Raw genomic sequence first — 19,704 nt, forward strand, 5'->3', positions numbered from 1 at the left:
TGAAAAGTTAGATTGCATTCGCGTTGGCGACGCTTCAAAATGTAAAGGATGTCAAAATAATTCGTAATTCCTAACTTTACCATTAATTACGAATTACGAACTAGTAATTATTCGGTCATCTCACTGTTTGTGCAACAGGTTCACTAAAGCCAAACATGGTAAACAGCCAGTGATACCATTTAGGGTAGGTGACAAACACCTTTAAAGCTGACTCTAAATCGACATCCAAATCTCTATTTTGAATGTCGATAATTAATTGATAAGTCAAATCCCAGTGAATCCTATCATGCCTGCTGAATAAAACAAATTTCCCATTTCGAGAATTTTTTAGTTGTTCTACTCTTTCTTGAGCTATCTTACCCTTAATTTCCGTTAAGCGCTCATCCCGGAATAAACCAAACTGGTCTTGAGGATGCAAGCAGACGATCTCATTAAAATTACTAATTCGACTAGTAAAAGATGTGGTGTTTGGAGGAATTTGCAGAAATCCTATGACATAGTTTTTGCGATTAGTCTCTATTACAATATGCTCTGGCAATACTCGTTTCCCCAGCCGATACAAAGTCAATTTAATAGGTTTTATCTGGTTGAAAGCTTCAGCAATGGTCTTTAATTTACCTATATCATCCGAATCAGAAATAATGGGAGTATTAACGTACTGCTGTTCAAGAAAAGCTTTCTTTTGAGTTAGATATTCAACCACATATTCTTCTATTTGCTGCTCTTGACTCTTAACATCAGGAACAAGCTTTTGACGCAGGTCTATCATGTCAACCGAACCAGGTTTCTGTATTTCCTGTATTAAATTCAGAAAGACTTCCGTCAATACCTGCTGCTGTTGCTGGACGACTCGCAACTGTTGCTCTAGTTTTTCATTGCCATCTAATTTTTGAACATTTTCCCTTATAGCAGGTAAGGGAATTTGACGAACCCTGTAGTTGTAGTACTCAGCAGCTCGGTTTAAAACCACCCGGATGGATTTTTGTTCGAGAACATCCTCTAGGTCTTCTGGGAAGAATATCTGCTCTAGAGGAACATTCACGCTCTGAAGCTTAACTCTAAGAATTGCTTTGAGTTCTTTAATATCTGGTGTTTGTAGATGAATTTGGTACTGTGATACCCGACCAATAATGGAGTTGTCAAAACTAGTCTTAAACTGTTCCCAGCGATCGGGAAAGATATTGAGGATAATCAAGCTATTAGGAACATGAGTGAAAATCTCCTTAATAGTTTCCCCAAAATTCAGCAATATCTCGCGATTATGAGGAAGTCCCAATCCTTCAAGCTGATCGAAGATGATAATTAAAGGTTCATCAAGAATAGATAGTTTACCCAGAACCGAAATAGCTTCTAAAGAAAATGCTTCTTGGCTAAGGTTTTCCCCCCAGTTCGGTAGACCAACTTTTTCTGCCTCATCATCTGATAAAATCTGATCTGCCAGCCAACGAGTCGCAATATCTTTTCGTCGAGGATCGGTGTAGCTACAATACTTGATAATTCCCTTGAGGATCGAAGTTGCAAAACCTCCAGCAGAGTAGTACTTAACCCACCATTCATTGAATCGTTTCTCAATGTGCTGCCAGTAATCTCGCTTGCGCTGAGTTCCTTCTCCTCCCAGGGCATCTGTATTTTTATAATTGAATGCCTTAAGAATTTCCTGGTCTTTATTGGTAAGACTTGGGAGAGTAGCAACAATTTTATGAAAGCTATTAACAATTAAATAGTCTAACTGGGTAAATGTTCCAACTCGCTCGACTAAAGACTCCAAAATCCGACTGTAAATATGGTACAGCACTGACTTAGGATGGTTGGGTTGACGGATAAAAAGCAGTCGGTTCTTAGATAATCGCGCTTGGGCTAATCTCATCATCAGATGAGTTTTACCTGAGCCAGGTTCTCCAATCACGACTACCCCTTTACTCTGACGGTTTGAGTCTAGTTTGATATCGGTCAGTATTGACTCAAGGGTAACAAACTCTTGGTGATAGGTATCGGGGGAATCAGGATGATTTTGAAAGGGGGTGTCAACTCGACTACTACTAAAGGGATTGGGCTTCTGTTTTAATTGCTCCATCATTAACTGGCGATAAAGGTAATAGGTAAATTCAGCATCATACCGGGCAGCATGAGCCATATCTCGGATAAAATAGCGGTTATTAACCCGTAAATTTAAATATTTACTTAGGTACTCCAAAGAGTAACTTTCTAGGCCCAACCAGTAATTTTTTGCTCTTACCCAAGTACACTCAAACTCTAGGTTGGGCAAATTCAAACCAACTTTACGGAAACTGGACTGGAGTACTTCCATATCATGCTGAGCATAATGGCAAACTATTTTCTTACCCCGAACAATAGCTAGAAATTCACTCAGCAGAGTTGTGAGACTTTTGAGGTTAGGCAAATGAAAAGCGTTATTGGGATGATTTCTAGAAAACGCTTCATAAATCACGCGTCCTTGACTATCCACGATCGCCAGTTCGCTTAATTCTGGGTTGCCTTCAGTATCAAGAACGACAAAGTCCATCTCACCCCAACTCGTGCTTTTGCGATCTCTTCACTAATGTCAAGTAAGAACATATGTTTTACTTGGCAAGTATTATGTTATTTTATACATTTTAGATACACTTGCGCTTAACTGTAATCCGGAAAAATACAGAGAAATTTTTTTACTCATGGAGTACATTAGTACTTAATTGAATTGAAAATTATATTAGAGAAAATTTTAACCAGATCTGTTGTGCAATGTACCGAAGATAGCTTTTACAGAATTCCGACCAAGTTATGTGCCATTGTGGTGTAAAATTAGGATACATTCAAGCTAGGAACAATTGGACTGGAAAATTATGACCACTGCGTTTAGACCCCAAAGTACCACTCTCGACTTGGACAAGTTAAATGAAAGATTTGAGACTGCCCATCCAAGAGAAATACTGGCATGGTCTGTGCAAAATAACCTCACTGGACTGGTGCAAACCAGTGCTTTCAACGTCGATGACATAATTATTACCGATATTCTGTATCGAGAACTCAAGCATCCAGTCCCTGTTATCTTCCTGGATACCCTGTACCACTTCCCACAAACACTAGAACTTGTTGCCAAAGCGAAAGACATCTACAACCTGGATTTAAAAGTTTACAAAACTCCTGATGTAGACAGTCGCGAAGCCTTTGTCGCCAAATATGGGGAAGCACTTTGGGATAAAGATATTGCTAAATTCCATGAAGTTACCAAGATAGAGCCTTTGCAAAGAGGTCTGTCTGAACTTAACACCATTGCTTGGATTACCGGACGCCGTCGCGATCAAGCTGTCACCCGTGCCAATATGCCCATCTTTGAATTGGATGGTAACAAGCGCCTGAAGATAAATCCTCTAGCCAATTGGACACGCCAGTTATCTTGGGAATACGTTACCGAACATGGTGTTATTTATAACCCTTTACATGACCAAGGGTATCCAAGCATTGGTGATGAGCCTATTACAACCCGAGTCGCTGATGGTGAAGATGAGCGTGCTGGACGCTGGCGGGGAACTGGTAAAACAGAGTGTGGAATTCATATTTAATCAGATTCCAAAGAATCCCATCCCTTTAAAAGGGATGTAGGAATTCTATAAGTCCTCAATCGGGTGGAACTGCCATCAATTGAGGGCTCGTTTTTTGTTAGGTACAAACACTATTTTGAGGAGCATCCCAAATGTGCAAAATGGTCTCAGAATAGTATTCTGGGGCTATACAAACAAAGCCTGACTACCCAGGCTAAGATGAGTCCGCGTAGGCGGACGAGCGTTTGTGTAGCCGCGAATTTTATTCGCAAGGTATTTTATGAACCTCAAGCAATTGGCTCCTATTTTTGCTATTTATTTGCTGACTTGCCCAATTTGGTTACATAACCCCGCAACTGCTCAGCAACAAGATATCAAACTCATACCCTTTTTTGATAATGAAAACAATCCCGTACCTGTGGACTATCCTCAAGAGCAACAGCTAGATATTTCCCCTCCACCTCCTCAATTGAATTCCTTCGACAAAGCTGTATTAAACGTTTGTGGTCCTATAGGTACTAGAGTTAGCCCTAATAAATTTAGGAGATTGCTGTCATCTTATCCAGATGTATTGCAAAAACTTCAGCAAGTGACTAAGGGAGAATTGCGTCCCGGACGCAAGGAAAAAGCACAATTTTTAGAAGATTTAACAGAAATTTGGTTTAAGAATCGCGGATTTGAACACATTTTTTGTGGAGAAATATATAACGCTAATGATATCGGTGGCTTACATTTTTATGGCAGATATTTAGAATTACAAAATCTGGGAATTGGCGGACGCTTTGTCAGTGATAAAACTCGTGAGGAAGTTGTTCCTGGTGTTATATATACATTAGGAGTGGTCATCAAGCAAGGTAACCGAATAGTGACAGATGTGATTAAAGGATACGGTTATCTGAGTAACGCTCAAGAAATGCTTTTAGATGTCACAAAAGTCTTTAAACTTCAAAGAGAAACTGACGGAGCCTGTATATATAATGCACGAGACCAAGAGACTGGAAAAACTTTCCCTACAGTCTTTGTCAGGAAGGAAAAAGCAATAATTACGTATTATCCCGATGCGACTCCTAGTGGTGAAAAATGTAAAGATTCTTAATGATTCAGCTTTTTAACTAAAAGTTAAATCACAGGCAATCAGTAGTTAACAATGAACGCTCAATGTGGGATTGTCTACCAAGGAAGAAACAAGAAAATAGATGTCCTTTGTACTTCTAAGTGTAGTAGGGGGATCTATACTACTTACAGGAAGGTTGCATTTTTAAGAAGTAGTAGCAACGGATGACAACCGGGTGTAGCGGATAAATTATCTGTGGGAGTTACAGATGAATTATTGGCTACATTCTTTTAAGAGATGAGCGTCTTACCTGTCTATATAATGGGCAGGCGAGGACGCCCGCCCCACAAGATATGTATTTAATACATCTTGGATTTCCAGGAACAATCATGTTTGGTATGCTGAAGGTCTAGACTAACTTTTATGCTAACTGTCTATGCCCGCGCCTACCATTAACCCTCTCAGTACAGCCTTTCCCTTGACAGCTGTTGTTGGTCAAGAAGCAATCAAGATAGCCCTGCTGTTAGCTGCAGTCGATCCGGGTTTGGGAGGTGTAGCGATCGCAGGTCGTCGCGGTACGGCAAAATCAGTTATGGCACGTGCCATCCACGCCTTACTCCCACCGATTGAAGTTGTTAAGGGTTCTATCAGCAATTGCGATCCCAATCATCCAGAAGAATGGGATGACAAAATTTTAGAAACCCTTGTAGGACAGGCATCCTGCCTGTCAGTAGAAGAGGGCAGGCAGGATGCCCACCCCACAATAGAAGAAGATGCCCACCCCACAATAGAAGAAGATGCCCACCCCACAATAGAAGAAGATGCCCAATCCGCAACAGTAGAAACAGAAATCATAAGCGCTCCTTTTATCCAAATTCCTTTGGGAGTAACAGAGGACAGACTTTTAGGTTCTGTGGATGTAGAAGAATCTGTGAAACAAGGCGATACTGTTTTTCAACCTGGGTTGCTTGCCCAAGCAAATCGAGGCGTTCTTTACGTGGATGAAATTAACTTATTAGATGACCAAATCTCAAATCAGCTTCTCACAGTTTTATCTGAGGGACGCAACCAGATAGAACGGGAGGGCATTAGTTTTCAGCATCCCTGCAAGTCCTTATTCATCGCCACCTATAACCCAGAGGGAGGTACTCTGCGGGAACACTTACTTGATAGAATTGCGATCGCTCTTTCTGCTGATGGTGTCCTTGGTTTAGATGACAGAGTCCAAGCAGTCGAAAAAGCAATTTCCTACTCCCAATCACCTCAAGAATTTCTCAAACAGTACAGCGAAGATCTAGACGCCCTCAAAACCCAAATTATCTTGGCACGGGAATGGTTAAAAGAAGTTACCATCACTCACAAACAAATTGGTTACTTAGTAGAAGAAGCAGTACGTGGAGGAGTTCAGGGACATCGTGCTGAAATATTTGCCGTGCGAGTTGCCAAAGCATCTGCGGCTTTAGATGGACGCACGCAAGTCACTGCTGAAGATTTGCGGCGTGCGGTAGAACTCGTGATAGTTCCACGGGCGACTATTGTACAAACACCTCCACCCGAAGAACCACCGCCACCACCTCCACCACCTCAAAATCAGGAAGAACCTCAAGATGATTCCGAACAAGAACAAGAGGAACAGGAAGAGCAAGAGGAAGAAAACCAAGAACAGCCAGAACAAGAACCACCAAGTGTCCCTGAAGAATTTATCTTCGATCCTGAAGGAGTGATTCTCGACTCCAGCGTGCTTTATTTTGCTCAGATGTCACAACGGCGAGGAAAATCTGGCAGCCGCAGCTTAATTTTTTCAGAAGATCGGGGACGATACATCAAACCGATGTTGCCCAAAGGGAAAGTCCGGCGCATCGCTGTAGATGCCACTCTCCGATCTGCAGCCCCGTATCAGAAAGCAAGAAGTCAGAGGTATGAGAGTTTGTCTACCCCCCACTCCCCCAAAAAGCGAGTATTTGTAGAGCAAAGTGATATCCGCTCAAAGCGGTTGGTGAGAAAAGCGGGTGCTCTTGTTATTTTTATTGTGGATGCTTCGGGTTCTATGGCACTCAACAGAATGCAGTCAGCCAAAGGAGCAGTGATGCAACTACTGACAGAAGCATATCAAAACCGCGACCAAGTCGCTTTGATTCCTTTCAGAGGAGAACAGGCAGAAGTTTTATTACCGCCAACTCGTTCTATTGCACTAGCACGTAACCGTCTTGAAAGATTACCATGCGGTGGTGGTTCGCCACTCGCTCATGGTTTAACTCAAGCTGTACGTGTCGGTTTAAATGCCCAAATGAGTGGTGATATCGGGCAAGTCGTGATTGTAGCGATCACCGATGGACGTGGAAATATTCCTTTGTCGCGTTCTTTGGGTGAAACCCAAGAACCAGGGCAAAAACCAGATATAAAAGCAGAGTTGTTAGACATTGCCGCTAGAATACGAGCTTTGGGAATGCAGTTATTAGTAATAGATACTGAAAGTAAATTTGTTTCTACTGGGTTTGCTAAAGAGTTAGCAAAGAATGCTGGAGGTAAATATTATCATTTGCCTAAAGCTACCGATAAAGCTATTGCTGCTATGACAAAAGGGGCAATTGCTGATTTAAAATCTAAATAAATTGGTTATTGGTTATTGGTTATTGGTTATTAGTTCAACTAACAACTAACAACTAACAACTAACAACTAAGCACTCGTTGCCACTGCTTGTGGTTGTAACATAGTGACTAAGTCTTGAATTCCTTTTTGGAGATATCTTGTGACTGTCATTGGGCTAGTGCCAATTTTCTTGGCTGCATCTTTACGAGATAGTTCTTTTAAGTACACCATTTCAACTGCCATGCGAGGCTTTTCTTCTAGCTTATTAATTGCTCCTTGAAGTTGTTGCTGTTCTTCTTCTAATTGTTGAAGAACGGCAGAACGAGGGCAGGTTAGTGCTTCTCCTAAGGTGATTTGGCAGTCAACGTTTTGAACTACGGTAGCATCTAAACTTAAAGGCAATCGGTTTTGAGCAGCTAACTTGGTTTCTTGCCATTCTTGTACGGATACCTTAAGTTTGCTGGCAATTTCTGAATCTTTGGGAGGACGACCTAAAGCTATCGATAATTCTTTACGAACTTTTTGTCCTTCATTATATAGCTCTTGCCAGCGACGGGGAATTTTTAATAGGGTGCTGCGATCGCGTAAAAAGTGCAGCATCTCACCACGAATATAAGGAACAGCAAAGGAACTAAAAGCGTATCCTTGAGTTGGATCGAAGCGCTCAATAGCTCGAATTAGACCAAAATAACCAATTTGTTCTAAATCTTCATAAGGTTCATTGCATTGATGGCTGAATTTATGAGCCATCTTGCGTACCAACCCAGTATGTAACTGTACAAGCTGATTGCGAAGTTTAATGGAAGGATTTTGGTGGTACAACTGTAATAATTCTATGCCATCAAACCGGGTAGAAGACTGATTGGTTGCCATTATAATAAATTCCTCTTTAGTAACTACTGGTTTTTGGGAAAAATAAGAATTGCGTATACGTTCTTCAAAGCTGTCATTATTTTCCTTAGGAAGCCCTTTGGAAACCATTCGTTGTTCTACTGAACTTATAAGAGACCCTACCCCGATAATCAGCATTTACACGGATTCTTTTTCCTGTGCTTCTCGATTCATGGAAACCTAGCTGATATGCGGAGAAATGTTAAATTCTGTAAAGAGAATAGGGAGTAGGGAGTAGGGAGTGGGGGAAGAGGGATTTTCCTGTGAATGACTGTGGCTGTTAAGAGAAGCGATCGGTAAAAATAGAAGTAAACGCAAACAGCAATTCTTAGCGAAAAAACCTCTTCCTTTGAAATATGAGCAATACCAGCAACTTCCGAGATGCCATTTCTAAGGCTAAAACTCAAGCCCTGTTAGGTCCAAATGTGATCGCCAACGCCCTACCCTACTTGGGAGGTGGATTGGTTCTCACTGCATTGGGGACGTATGGTGGACTCGGCGTTATCCGTACTAACCCAGCGCTGTTCTTTCCCACTTTCATTGGGGCAGTAATTGTAGAATTGATTTTGTTCTTTGTTGCCCAGAATGTTGCCGAAAAAGGTAATAAGAAAGTTGCACTGCCGTTGTTGGCAACTTACAGCCTTCTATCTGGGTACACTCTCAGTGGTTTGATTTTTGTTGCACTGCGAACTCAAGGTGTAGGTATACAAGGTATTGGGATAGCAGCCCTTGGTTGTGGTGTCACCTTTATCGCAGCCCGTCAAATTGGCTCAAATCTTTCTGAGTCAGACGGTATGGCTTTAACAAGAACCATTAATTTAGGGTTAATTGCACTAGTAGTAGTCGTTGGAGTGCAATTTTTGTTTAGCTTATTTGGTGTTTACACACCTACTTGGCTGGAAATTGGGATCTCAGGTGTAGGCGTCTTGCTCTTTGTTGGCGTATCTGTGGTTGACTTCTACATCCTGCCCCGTACTTACCATGACGATCAATATCTACCTGCCGCTTTGTCGATGTATCTAACTTACATCAACCTCTTTATTTTCATCTTGCGATTGCTTATTGCTTTAAATAGTCGCGATTAAGTGTGAGGATTGAGGACTGGGAACTGGGAAATTACAGAAATTTTCAAGTAAGGGACTTCCAAATAAAAAAATCTCCCAAAATTTCTTGTGGTGCGGGCGTCCCCGCCCGCCACTAAGCATAGGACGGGCGAGGACGCCCATCCCACAATCACCGGATAATTTATTTCTTGGAAGTCCCTAAATAGACCACATTGTAGGGGCGCGGCGGCCGCCGCGCCCCTACTTTACATAATATGGTTCAAAGAGATGAAAAACGCTGTAGTCCCCAATCCCCATAAACTTCTTAGTGGTAAAAAATACTGTGCTGGTTCAAGTGTAGGTAGAATGAAAAGGTAAACAAGTAAGAAGAGCGATCGCGTATAATCCAAAGCGATCTTTCATCAGTCAACATTATGGAAGTATTAGAACTCAAACGCGAAATCGAAACGTTGTCCAATCGCCTGGGTAAAACCCAGGACTATCTTTGACATACCCGCACTGACTGCTAAAATTCATGACCTGGAAAAAATCTCAGCCCAGCCAGAATTTTGGGATGACCGCAACACAGCCCAAACAATACTGCAAGAACTTGATGAACTGAAATCGCACCTGCAGCAGTATTATCAGTGGAAATCCAATCTAGAAGATACAAAAGCTGTGGTAGAGCTTTTAGAGTTGGAAACGGATGAAGGACTCCTCCAAGAAGCCGAATCTACTGTCAGCAAGCTTAACCGCGAACTCGATCAATGGGAATTACTCCAATTACTTTCTCGTCTGTATGACGAAAAAGGCGCTGTGTTGACAATCAACGCAGGTGCTGGTGGTACGGATGCCCAAGATTGGGCAGAAATGCTATTGCGGATGTATACCCGTTGGGGAGAAAACCACGGCTATAAGGTGGCAATTACTGAAGTGTCTGAAGGCGATGAAGCAGGTATTAAATCTGCAACTATAGAAATTACGGGGCGCTATGCCTATGGGTATCTCCGTTCGGAAACGGGAACCCACCGTCTGGTGAGGATATCGCCTTTCAACGCTAACGGGAAGCGGCAAACAAGTTTTGCTGGGGTAGAAGTTATGCCTCAGCTAGACAATAGCGTACAATTGGAAATCCCAGAGAAAGATTTGGAAATTACAACCTCCAGGTCTGGTGGTAAAGGTGGGCAAAACGTCAACAAGGTAGAAACTGCCGTGCGGGTTGTTCACGTTCCTACGGGTATAGCCGTGCGTTGTACGGAAGAACGCAGCCAACTGCAAAACAAGGAAAAAGCCCTTGCTCGGTTAAAAGCTAAGCTGCTGGTGATCGCCCAAGCGCAACACGCTAAGGAAATTGCAGAAATTCGGGGTGATATGGTGGAAGCTTCTTGGGGTAACCAAATCCGTAACTACGTGTTCCATCCTTACCAAATGGTCAAAGACTTGCGAACAAACGAAGAAACAACTGCGATCGCTGATATCATGAACGGCGAAATCGATTCGTTTATTCAAGCTTATCTCAGGCAGGAAAATCAGTTGGTAGAGAGGGAGTAGGGAGTAGGGAGTAGGGAGTAGGAAATATTCAGTAAGTTTCCTATTCCCTATTCCCTATTCTCCACTCCCCTTTTACTATACAAACTGTTACATTATTAGAAGAGTTTGTTAACAAAAGATTATGAGTGACTCTCCTTCGGTGGAACCTCAACCCAGCTACGTAAAACTTGCCATGAGAAACATGGTGCAGAAACGACTCACCTCACTTAAACATTTTTTACTGACAATGGTGGGGCTTTTGGCTGTCTTGGTGGGGCTTGCTTACTTAACCCGCTAATCGGTTATTAGTATACTTAGAGGATTGATTGATAACTAAAGAACTTAAGTATGGGAGAATTTATAGCTGGTGAAAGTTGAACTGTATGTGCAGGACTGTGTTACTGAGTCGTCTCAAGAAACAAATCTAGATTTTTGGGATGCTCGGACTCGAATTACTGCTGAAACTTGGCAAAATTGGTTTGGGCAGTGGATGGAAAGACTGCATGATGAGACTCTGCTAGCGCCAACGTATGAAATTGGGTTGCGCTTGACGGATAACACCGAAATGCACCAGATGAATTCTCAGTACCGTCATCAGAATAAACCTACAGATGTTTTATCATTTGCGGCTCTTGAGGTAGATTTCTCTCAAGGAGAAGAAATAGATACCGAAGTACCTTTGTATCTTGGTGATATTGTTATTTCTATTGAGACAGCACAACAACAGGCCCAACAGCAAGGGCATTCTTTACAGACAGAGTTAGCCTGGTTGGCAGCTCATGGTTTGCTGCATCTCCTGGGTTGGGATCATCCCGATGAGGAGAGTTTGAACCAAATGCTGAATCAGCAAGTAATATTACTGAAGGACATAGGTATTGATATTAACGTAGAATAGCCCTTGCTGAATAACTTCTTAGTGTTATTCTGGAATTGTCATCTTACGAAACTCTTGTAAAAAATTGTTTATAAACCTGTTACACAATTACAATAACCGAAAATTCAGATAACCACTTTAGTCTCTTGTGTCCACGCCTATGTCCCAACAAGTTTCATCACCCCCGCAAGTCTCAGCACCACCAACGCCAAGTTGCCTGGAGACAGTTGTTCCCAAACAACGGGAATTTTCATGGAAGGTGGCTTCTAATTTATTTGTTAGTTTTAAATATGCTTGGTGCGGAATCACCTACGCTTTTCAAAGTCAGCGCAATTTTCGCATTCATGTTGGTGTATGCGCTATAGCGATCGCTTTGAGTCTTTTTTTACAACTTAAACCAGTGGAAATAGCGGTTATTGCGGTGACCAGTGGTTTAGTTTTAGCATTAGAGTTACTGAACACAGCTATAGAATCTATAGTAGACCTGACAGTTAAGCAAACGTATCACGAATTGGCAAAAATAGCTAAAGATTGTGCTGCAGGAGCTGTACTTGTATCTGCTCTGGTAGCGCTACTCGTAGCGGCAATGCTCTTATTACCACCGCTATACGTCTTAATTGTCTCGGTTATTTAGCCGATGGCTCCTCCTGACAACTTTCCGCATAATCTTAGCATCCAAAATGGTATAAGATGATTGGCAGAAATCAGGAGCCATAGGTTGTGATTATAGTTATTGATAATTACGATAGTTTTACCTATAACTTGGTACAGTACCTGGGAGAATTGGCAGCAGAATTCCCAGTCGCCTCCGATATCAAAGTTTTTCGGAACGACAAAATAACCATAAATGAAATTATTGCTCTAAACGCAGATGGAATTGTGATTTCACCAGGACCGGGTCGTCCTGATGATGCAGGGATTTCTTTAGATTTAATCGAACAGCTTGGACCGAGCTTGCCGATTCTAGGAGTTTGCTTGGGTCATCAAAGCATCGGTCAGGTTTTTGGCGGTAAGATTATTTCCGCACCTGAATTAATGCATGGCAAAACTTCTCCAGTTCATCATAAAGGGGTAGGTGTTTTCCGAGAATTAGAAAGTCCAATGACCGCAACCCGGTATCATAGTCTAGTGATTGAGCGCGACACTTGCCCAGAAGTGCTAGAAATCACTGCTTGGGTTGAGGATGGAACAATTATGGGAGTACGACACCGGAACTATCCTCATATTGAAGGCGTCCAATTTCACCCAGAGAGTGTCCTGACAAATTCAGGAAAGCAATTATTGCGAAACTTTCTGGAACAATTGCAGTCTAGAGAGCGGAATTCTTCATGAAACGACGACAGTTCGTGGGCTATGCAGGGGTAGGAATGGTGACAGCATTATTTACTAGCTTGAGTTCTGAATTTCAAGCAAATGCTCAGTCTAAACCTCGATCTGGTGGTTCATTATCAATTCAGTGGTTGGGTCATACCTCCTTTCTGTTTACTGGTGGCGGCGTAAGAATTCTGGCAAATCCCTTTCGGACAGTAGGTTGTACCGCAGGGTATCGTCCGCCCAAAGTTCAAGCAGATTTGGTATTGATTAGCAGTCAACTGTTAGATGAGGGCGCTGTAGAAGATCTCCCTGGAAATCCCAAACTCATTTACGAACCGGGAGTTTACGAGTTTAATAGCATTAAATTTCAAGGAATTGCCATAAATCACGATCGCAAAGGTGGAAAACAATTTGGCATCAATACCGCTTGGCAGTGGAAGCAAGGGGGTATTAGCATTCTTCACTTAGGGGGAGCAGCTGCACCCATATCCATTGAGCAAAAAATTCTGATGGGGCGTCCTGATGTGGCGTTAGTTCCCGTAGGTGGAGGGCCAAAAGCTTATAATGCTGAAGAAGCCAAGCAAGCCATTCAAGTCATTAATCCTAAACTAGTAATTCCTACTCATTACCGTACACAAGCAGCTGATGCTTCTACGTGTGACATTTCCCCATTAGATCAATTTTTGACAGCAATGGATGGTATGACAGTGCGCCGTAGCAATAGTGACACAATAACTATCAGCTCTGGCGATCTCCCAGAAAAGAGTGCCATTCAACTGTTAAGTTACAAGTTTTAGGCAAGGGACTTCCAATAAATAAATTAGCCGAAAAATCAGTTTTTTGTAAAGACGCGCCATTTGAAGCGTCTTTTTTCATCAGTATTTGCCTGCAGTCAGCAAGTTTTCTTTAATTATTTTCAATAAACTTAGATTTCCAAATTCTATTTGGGAACTATAAACTTGACCTACTCTCTCAACAGCAATATGAGAGCTACCTTAGAGGAATTTTGCTTGTGCCATTATGCGATCAAAAAAGTATTCTTTCTATAGGAATCATAAATGATTTCTGAAAAAATCTTAGTACTGTAGGGTGGGCAATGCCCACCACAAGCTTTATGTGGTGGGCATTGCCCACCCTACGTGTATTTCACAAATCAAAGAGGAGTCCCAGACAACAGTAAGTTTACTTATAAATATTGTTTTTAAATCACTAGTATAGGGTAGTAAAAATAACTATTGAGTTAACAAAGCATGAATTGCTTGTGTTTTAACCTTTATTCTCTTCTACCTTCTTCAACTAGAAAAGCTAATTGAAATTTTCATCAGTTTTTTCAAAAAATTAAGGATAAATCATCATGCAAGCTTGGCATCAACATGAAACCGAAATGAATTCTTTAGACATAAAAGAAACCATCTTAGTTATTGACGATAGTAAAGCTAATTTAGATTATTTAAATATCACTTTAAGTGATGCAGGTTATAACGTGTTGATTGCCATGGATGGGACAAATGGTATTGAGCAAGCTTACAATGAACAAATAGATTTAATTTTATTAGATATAATTATTCCAAAAATCGATGGATTTGAAACGTGCCGCATACTTAAATCAAATTCAATGACAAAAGATATTCCTATTATTTTTATGACTGCTCTTTCTGAGACAGGACAAAAAGTCAAGGGACTGAATTTAGGAGCAGTAGATTATATTACTAAACCATTTCAAGAAGAAGAAATATTAGCTAGGATACAAGTTCATTTAAAACTTAGACGATTGAATCTGGAGTTAGACCAGCAAAAACAACAACTCGAACATCGAGTAAAAAGCAGAACTGCTGAACTTTCTGAAGCCCTTGAAGAACTCAAAAAAGCTCAATTGCAGCTAGTACAAAGCGAAAAAATATCTTCCTTAGGACAGCTTGTTGCTGGTGTTGCTCATGAAGTCAACAATCCTTTGGGCTTTATTTTTAGTAACTTACACTATGCTGACCAATATGTTGACGATCTTGTTCATCTAATTAAACTTTATCAAAAACAGTTTCCCAATCCGGGAAATGAGATAGAAGAAGAAATTGAGGCAATTGATCTAAATCACATACTAGAAGATTTGCCCAAAGTTATTTCCTCAATGAAACTAGGCACAGATCGCATTCAAGGGATTATGCAGTCCCTAAGAAACTTCTCACGTGCAGACGGAGATCAAAAGATAGCTGTTGATATTCATGATGGATTAGAAACTACTCTCATGATTTTGCAACACCGTCTCAAAGCTCGACCCAAGCGGCCCATGATAGAAGTGATTAAGGAGTATGAAAACTTGCCTCCTGTTAAATGCTATTCCGGACAACTTAATCAAGTTTTTATGAATTTATTAACAAATGCCATAGATGCTTTGGAAGAGGGAATGGGCAATGGGTCATGGGGTATAGAATCTACTCCTAATTCTCATTGTCCAAAAATTCGCATTACAACTGAACTTGTTGAAGACACAAGAGTTCTTATTCGGATTTCAGACAATGGACCAGGAATGCCTGAACCAGTACAGAATCAGATATTTAATCCTTTTTTCACGACAAAAGCAGAAGGCAAAGGGACTGGATTAGGTCTTTCTATCAGTCACCAGATTATCGCACAAAAACACAACGGAATGTTGCAATGTATTTCATCTTTCGGCCAAGGAACAGAATTTATTATTGAGATTCCATTGGATACTAACCAGTTACCAGTGACCAGTGACCAGTGACCAGTGACCAGTATCTACTAACCACTAACCACTAACCCATTATAATTTTTTTCGGTAACGAAGGGCTACGAATCCTGCTAGTAAGACCGCACCAATCGTACTAGGTTCAGGGACTGTTGCAGGACGGCTGAGAATACTGTCAATCCAGTTTGCATATGTTGAAACTCGAGTATCAACACTGAATTCTCCAAAGCTGGAATTGAGAATGTTGTCAATATCAGAACCCGAACAGTCTGGGTAACCATAACACGTACCAAATGATGTGATTCCAGCAATGAGTCCATTAATAAATGTTGGTCCCCCAGAATCCCCGGCTGCTGAATTGATTTCATCCAATCCTAGCCCGGTGTCTGAAATACCGAAGTGGACACCAAAGGCATCGTTAGCTGGTAACCCATTATCAAAATCATAGGCTAAAACTGTGCTAGGAAATGGGAAAGTTTCTAGTTCGGGTAGCTTGGATAAAATTTCGCCTGGAGCATCGTAGATGTTTTTCCCGAGGCGTTTCAACCCATCCGAGGAAATATCGCCTTCATTACCATTACCAGAATAACCATACCCTACTTTAATACCTATCTTTCCAACTTCATCTGTACCGCGATAAATATCATAGCGTTCGGCTGCTACAGGTGCTTCTGAAGCTAGTTCTATGATGGCAATATCGCCATTTATAATGGTAAAGTTATCACTCCAGTCTGAGTGAATAAAGAGATTTGCACTCTTTATGGATGTAGAACCTGTAGGTAGAGAGAAAAAAGCTTGAATACTATTAGCAATAATATTTTGAGAGCCGTCAGTAAAACAATGGGCGGCTGTAAGAATATGTCTCCCTGAGGTTAATAAAGAACCCGAACAACCGAAGTTTTCTGAATCAGTTTTGATGAGTAAATCTACAACACCATCAAAGCCTGTTCCTAGATTGACAACAGAATGTGCTGGATTGCCTGCTGTAACATAACGCGGGCGATTTTCATTCTCTATGGATCTGAGCTTGCGAAAGGTAGCTGCTTCTGCATTCAATAAACAGCCCCCAAAGGTAGTTGTCAAAGCTACAACTACTGGTACAAGGGCTTTGTGAAAAGGTTTCATATTTGGAAAAAATTGAGATTGGAAAAGAACTTTACTCAGATTTCACGTTCAAACAATTGTTTGAAGTATAACTATTATTACTGAACTATTATTATGCTTATTATTTGAGGAGAAGCTAACAGTAAATCTTCGGATATGAACAAAATTCATTCGTTTAAAAATCGTATTTTTACTGTTATCACTTTTTTTGTTAATACTTGATTTATTGAAAATAAATATCACTAACTTGAACAAAAAAATATAGTTAATTAATCTTACAGAAAGCGATACAAACCACAAAATTCATTTATGAAATAACCAGAGATTGCTTCATTATTGAAATCCCCTACCTTCAAGTAAGGAGATTCATCGGTCACTGGTCACTGGTCACTGGTCACTGTTAATGTAAAGAGTATAAATTGACTTAGTAGAACTACCGATGAAGCTAAGAGTATTTTGCGATCTCAGAGAAATAAAATCATCATAACAGGGAGATAAATAAACGTAGTTTCCGAAATTGTAATCCCTAGATGACTTAAAAAAGTTTTATGCCATGAACCAGTAATGATTATTTGCGCCGACTTACTTATGACTTTCTACCTTGTCAAGTAGAGGACAGAGTTCGTTAAATTTGATTAAGCTATAGCTACGACTTTGTTAATAGTGAAGACAGTTTGCTAATTTGGGAACGACGATGGAAGCGATGGAGACGGAAGCTAAACAGCGTATTCAAGAACTGCGACAACTCTTACAAAAGGCTAGTTATGCCTATTACGTCCTTGATTCTCCCATCATGGAGGATGCAGTTTATGACCAGTTGTATCGGGAGTTACAACAACTGGAACATCAACACCCAGAATTGGTGTCGCCGGATAGTCCCACTCAACGGGTTGGAGAAAAACCGACGACTCAGTTTACCTCGGTGCGTCACAACATTCCACTCTATAGTTTAGAGAACGCATTTAATGTAGATGAGTTAAATAATTGGGATCAACGCTGGCGGAGACAATCACCCAATGCAGGCGCGGTGGACTATGTGTGCGAACTCAAAATTGATGGCTCTGCTTTAGCGTTGACTTATGAAAATGGTGTTCTTGTCAGGGGTGCAACTAGAGGCGATGGCACAACGGGGGAAGATATTACCCAAAACGTGCGGACTATTCGCTCGATTCCCTTGCGCTTAAATGTAGAGACCAAGCATGGCGGGTCTGAAACATCTGGCGCGTCGGGTGCATCTCTACCAGAAAGAATAGAAGTGCGGGGTGAAGCGTTTTTGCCCCTAGAAGTGTTTCAAAAAATCAACCAAGAAAGACAAAAAGTAGGTGAAGCGGTGTTTGCCAATCCTCGGAATGCTGCGGCGGGTACACTCAGGCAGTTAGATTCCCGGATTGTAGCGCAACGACGGTTAGATTTCTTTGCTTACACGCTACATATTCCCGGTAGAGATGATGCTAGTATTGCCAGTACTCAGTGGGAAGCACTGGAATTGTTGCAGAAATTGGGATTTCGGGTAAATCCTAACAAGCGCTTGTGTTCTTCTTTAAAAGAAGTTGCTGAGTATTACGAACACTGGGATACTGAACGGCTGAATTTACCTTACATGACTGATGGGGTGGTCGTAAAGCTGAATTCTTTCAAACTTCAGGAACAGCTTGGGTTTACGCAGAAGTTTCCTCGTTGGGCTGTGGCGCTGAAGTATGCCGCAGAAGAAGCACCGACTCGTGTGGAAAATATTGCTGTAAATGTGGGTAGAACTGGGGCGTTGACTCCTCTTGCAGAAATGCGTCCCGTGCAATTGGCAGGAACTACTGTTTCTCGTGCTACTCTACATAATGCCGATCGCATTGCTCAATTAGATATCCGCATTGGGGATACTGCGATCGTACGTAAAGCGGGGGAAATTATCCCGGAAGTTTTGCGAGTTCTTCCAGAACTGCGTCCTGAAGGTACAAAACCCTTTGTCATGCCCAGCCATTGCCCTGTTTGCGGTCAACCCGTGGTGCGGGAAATGGATGAAGCAGTGACTCGGTGTGTAAATGCTTCCTGTCCAGCTATCTTAAAAGGAGCAATTGAGCATTGGGTCAGTCGCGATGCTTTGGATATTAAGGGTATGGGTGAAAAGCTGGTACATCAACTTGTGGACAAGGGAGTTGTGCATTCTGTTGCCGATTTGTATGACTTGACAGAGGAGAATTTGTATGCATTGGAACGGATGGGAAAAAAGTCGGCACAAAAGTTGGTGGAGGCTATAGCCCAATCAAAAAACCAATCTTGGTCTCGCGTGCTGTATGGTTTGGGTATTCGTCATGTTGGGAATGTGACGGCACAAGTTTTGGCGGAAAAGTTTCCGACTGTGGAACAATTGGCTGACGCAACACAAGCGGATATTGAAACAATTCACGGTATTGGGGCAGAAATTGCTCAGTCTGTTTATCAGTGGTTCCGCATTGATGCAAATCAAACTTTGATTTCTCGACTCAAAGATGCTGGGTTGCAATTGGAGATTGTATTGGATGCGATCGCACAAAATGATGACAATCAAAAGTTGGCTGGGAAAACTTTTGTGATTACTGGCACTCTACCAACTTTAAAGCGGGATGAGGCGAAGGCGTTGATCCAAAAAGCGGGTGGAAAAGTTACGGATTCTGTGAGTAAGAAAACCGATTATTTAGTTGTGGGAGAAGATGCGGGGTCTAAGTTGACTAAGGCGCAGGAGTTGGGTGTTGCTCAGTTGAGTGAGGAGAAGTTGTTGGAATTTTTTGAGAGTTAAGGAAGCGCAGAGGTACAGCTTCGCTGTACCTTGATTATACAGAAAGTTTCCATATAATCTTTGGTGGTGTTTAAACCTCAACCGTATTCTAGAGAAAGATGTATAAAGATTATGTGAAATTTCCCCTTAAATTGTAATTATTATAAATAATTGGTGCCTGCCGCTCATCTTTTGAGTACTTCTACTCATTTCGAGCGAACGAATTGCACTTGCTGGTATCTCGGCAGGCACCCTTGTAGGCTGAAGTTATATGCAGCAAGCAAAGAAAAAACTGTCACGCAAGTCGTT

Annotated in this window: 15 protein-coding genes and 1 pseudogene; 13 read left to right on the forward strand and 3 right to left on the reverse strand. The window is 41.5% G+C overall.

Translation table 11 applies throughout. The annotated features are described in order from the left end of the window. Nucleotides 1-115 precede the first annotated feature (115 nt). The gene (locus tag WA1_RS02405; RefSeq protein WP_017741309.1) at nt 116-2,524 is read right to left on the reverse strand and encodes an exonuclease domain-containing protein; all 2,409 of its coding nucleotides are present in this window, start codon (nt 2,522-2,524) and stop codon (nt 116-118) included. Between the two features lie 319 nt (nt 2,525-2,843). Here WA1_RS02405 and cysH point away from each other — a divergent pair, with 319 nt between their 5' ends. The 3 genes from cysH to bchD all read left to right on the forward strand — a co-directional run bounded on the left by cysH (nt 2,844) and on the right by bchD (nt 7,207). Continuing rightward, nucleotides 2,844-3,563, forward strand: coding sequence for a phosphoadenosine phosphosulfate reductase (gene cysH, locus WA1_RS02410; protein WP_017741310.1), 720 nt, complete (start codon nt 2,844-2,846; stop codon nt 3,561-3,563). A gap of 259 nt (nt 3,564-3,822) precedes the next feature. Further along, nucleotides 3,823-4,638 (forward strand): EndoU domain-containing protein, encoded by an 816-nt coding sequence (locus WA1_RS02415; protein ID WP_017741311.1) that lies wholly within the window; start codon nt 3,823-3,825, stop codon nt 4,636-4,638. 394 nt (nt 4,639-5,032) lie between these two features. Next, nucleotides 5,033-7,207, forward strand: coding sequence for a magnesium chelatase ATPase subunit D (bchD, locus tag WA1_RS02420; protein WP_066612683.1), 2,175 nt, complete (start codon nt 5,033-5,035; stop codon nt 7,205-7,207). 66 nt (nt 7,208-7,273) lie between these two features. On the opposite strand, the gene WA1_RS02425 is transcribed toward bchD, so the two are convergent. Beyond that, a complete protein-coding gene (locus tag WA1_RS02425) occupies nt 7,274-8,059 on the reverse strand; it encodes an RNA polymerase sigma factor SigF (protein ID WP_026134437.1) in 786 nt (261 codons plus the stop codon). Nucleotides 8,060-8,433: 374 nt separating this feature from the next. Here WA1_RS02425 and WA1_RS02430 point away from each other — a divergent pair, with 374 nt between their 5' ends. From WA1_RS02430 to WA1_RS61555, 9 genes and pseudogenes are all read left to right on the forward strand, one after another. Then, nucleotides 8,434-9,162, forward strand: coding sequence for a Bax inhibitor-1/YccA family protein (locus WA1_RS02430; RefSeq protein ID WP_017741314.1), 729 nt, complete (start codon nt 8,434-8,436; stop codon nt 9,160-9,162). A 392-nt stretch (nt 9,163-9,554) separates the two neighbouring features. Next, nucleotides 9,555-10,671, forward strand: a protein-coding gene (gene prfB / locus WA1_RS02435) for a peptide chain release factor 2 (RefSeq protein ID WP_148662597.1) whose coding sequence is annotated in 2 segments (ribosomal slippage) — nt 9,555-9,626 and nt 9,628-10,671 — 1,116 coding nt in all. Because the reading frame shifts where the segments join, the coding sequence is not laid out codon by codon here. A 121-nt stretch (nt 10,672-10,792) separates the two neighbouring features. Continuing rightward, the gene (locus WA1_RS52150; RefSeq protein WP_081402816.1) at nt 10,793-10,948 is read left to right on the forward strand and encodes a DUF3285 domain-containing protein; all 156 of its coding nucleotides are present in this window, start codon (nt 10,793-10,795) and stop codon (nt 10,946-10,948) included. A gap of 69 nt (nt 10,949-11,017) precedes the next feature. After that, on the forward strand, nt 11,018-11,545 hold the full coding sequence (gene ybeY, locus WA1_RS02440) for an rRNA maturation RNase YbeY (RefSeq protein WP_017741316.1): 528 nt from the start codon (nt 11,018-11,020) through the stop codon (nt 11,543-11,545). A gap of 139 nt (nt 11,546-11,684) precedes the next feature. Continuing rightward, entirely contained in the window at nt 11,685-12,158 is a 474-nt protein-coding gene (locus WA1_RS02445; RefSeq protein ID WP_017741317.1) for a diacylglycerol kinase family protein, read from the forward strand. Nucleotides 12,159-12,244: 86 nt separating this feature from the next. Then, nucleotides 12,245-12,856, forward strand: coding sequence for an anthranilate synthase component II (locus tag WA1_RS02450; RefSeq protein WP_017741318.1), 612 nt, complete (start codon nt 12,245-12,247; stop codon nt 12,854-12,856). Continuing rightward, a complete protein-coding gene (locus tag WA1_RS02455) occupies nt 12,853-13,635 on the forward strand; it encodes an MBL fold metallo-hydrolase (RefSeq protein WP_017741319.1) in 783 nt (260 codons plus the stop codon). Before WA1_RS02450 ends, WA1_RS02455 begins: the two co-directional genes overlap by 4 nt. 587 nt (nt 13,636-14,222) lie before the next feature. Then, nucleotides 14,223-14,576, forward strand: a pseudogene (locus WA1_RS61550) (response regulator); the annotation flags it as partial. Between the two features lie 663 nt (nt 14,577-15,239). After that, entirely contained in the window at nt 15,240-15,578 is a 339-nt protein-coding gene (locus WA1_RS61555) for a sensor histidine kinase (protein WP_419183607.1), read from the forward strand. A 39-nt stretch (nt 15,579-15,617) separates the two neighbouring features. Here the strand turns inward: WA1_RS61555 and WA1_RS02465 are convergent, their stop codons facing one another. Beyond that, complete coding sequence (locus tag WA1_RS02465) at nt 15,618-16,667, reverse strand: trypsin-like serine protease (protein ID WP_017741321.1); 1,050 nt, start codon at nt 16,665-16,667, stop codon at nt 15,618-15,620. 673 nt (nt 16,668-17,340) lie between these two features. Here WA1_RS02465 and ligA point away from each other — a divergent pair. Continuing rightward, complete coding sequence (gene ligA, locus WA1_RS02470; protein ID WP_017741322.1) at nt 17,341-19,416, forward strand: NAD-dependent DNA ligase LigA; 2,076 nt, start codon at nt 17,341-17,343, stop codon at nt 19,414-19,416. The last annotated feature ends 288 nt before the right edge of the window (nt 19,417-19,704 follow it).

The sequence above is a fragment of the Scytonema hofmannii PCC 7110 genome (genome assembly GCF_000346485.2).
In the GTDB taxonomy this organism is placed as follows: Bacteria; Cyanobacteriota; Cyanobacteriia; order Cyanobacteriales; family Nostocaceae; genus Scytonema; species Scytonema hofmannii.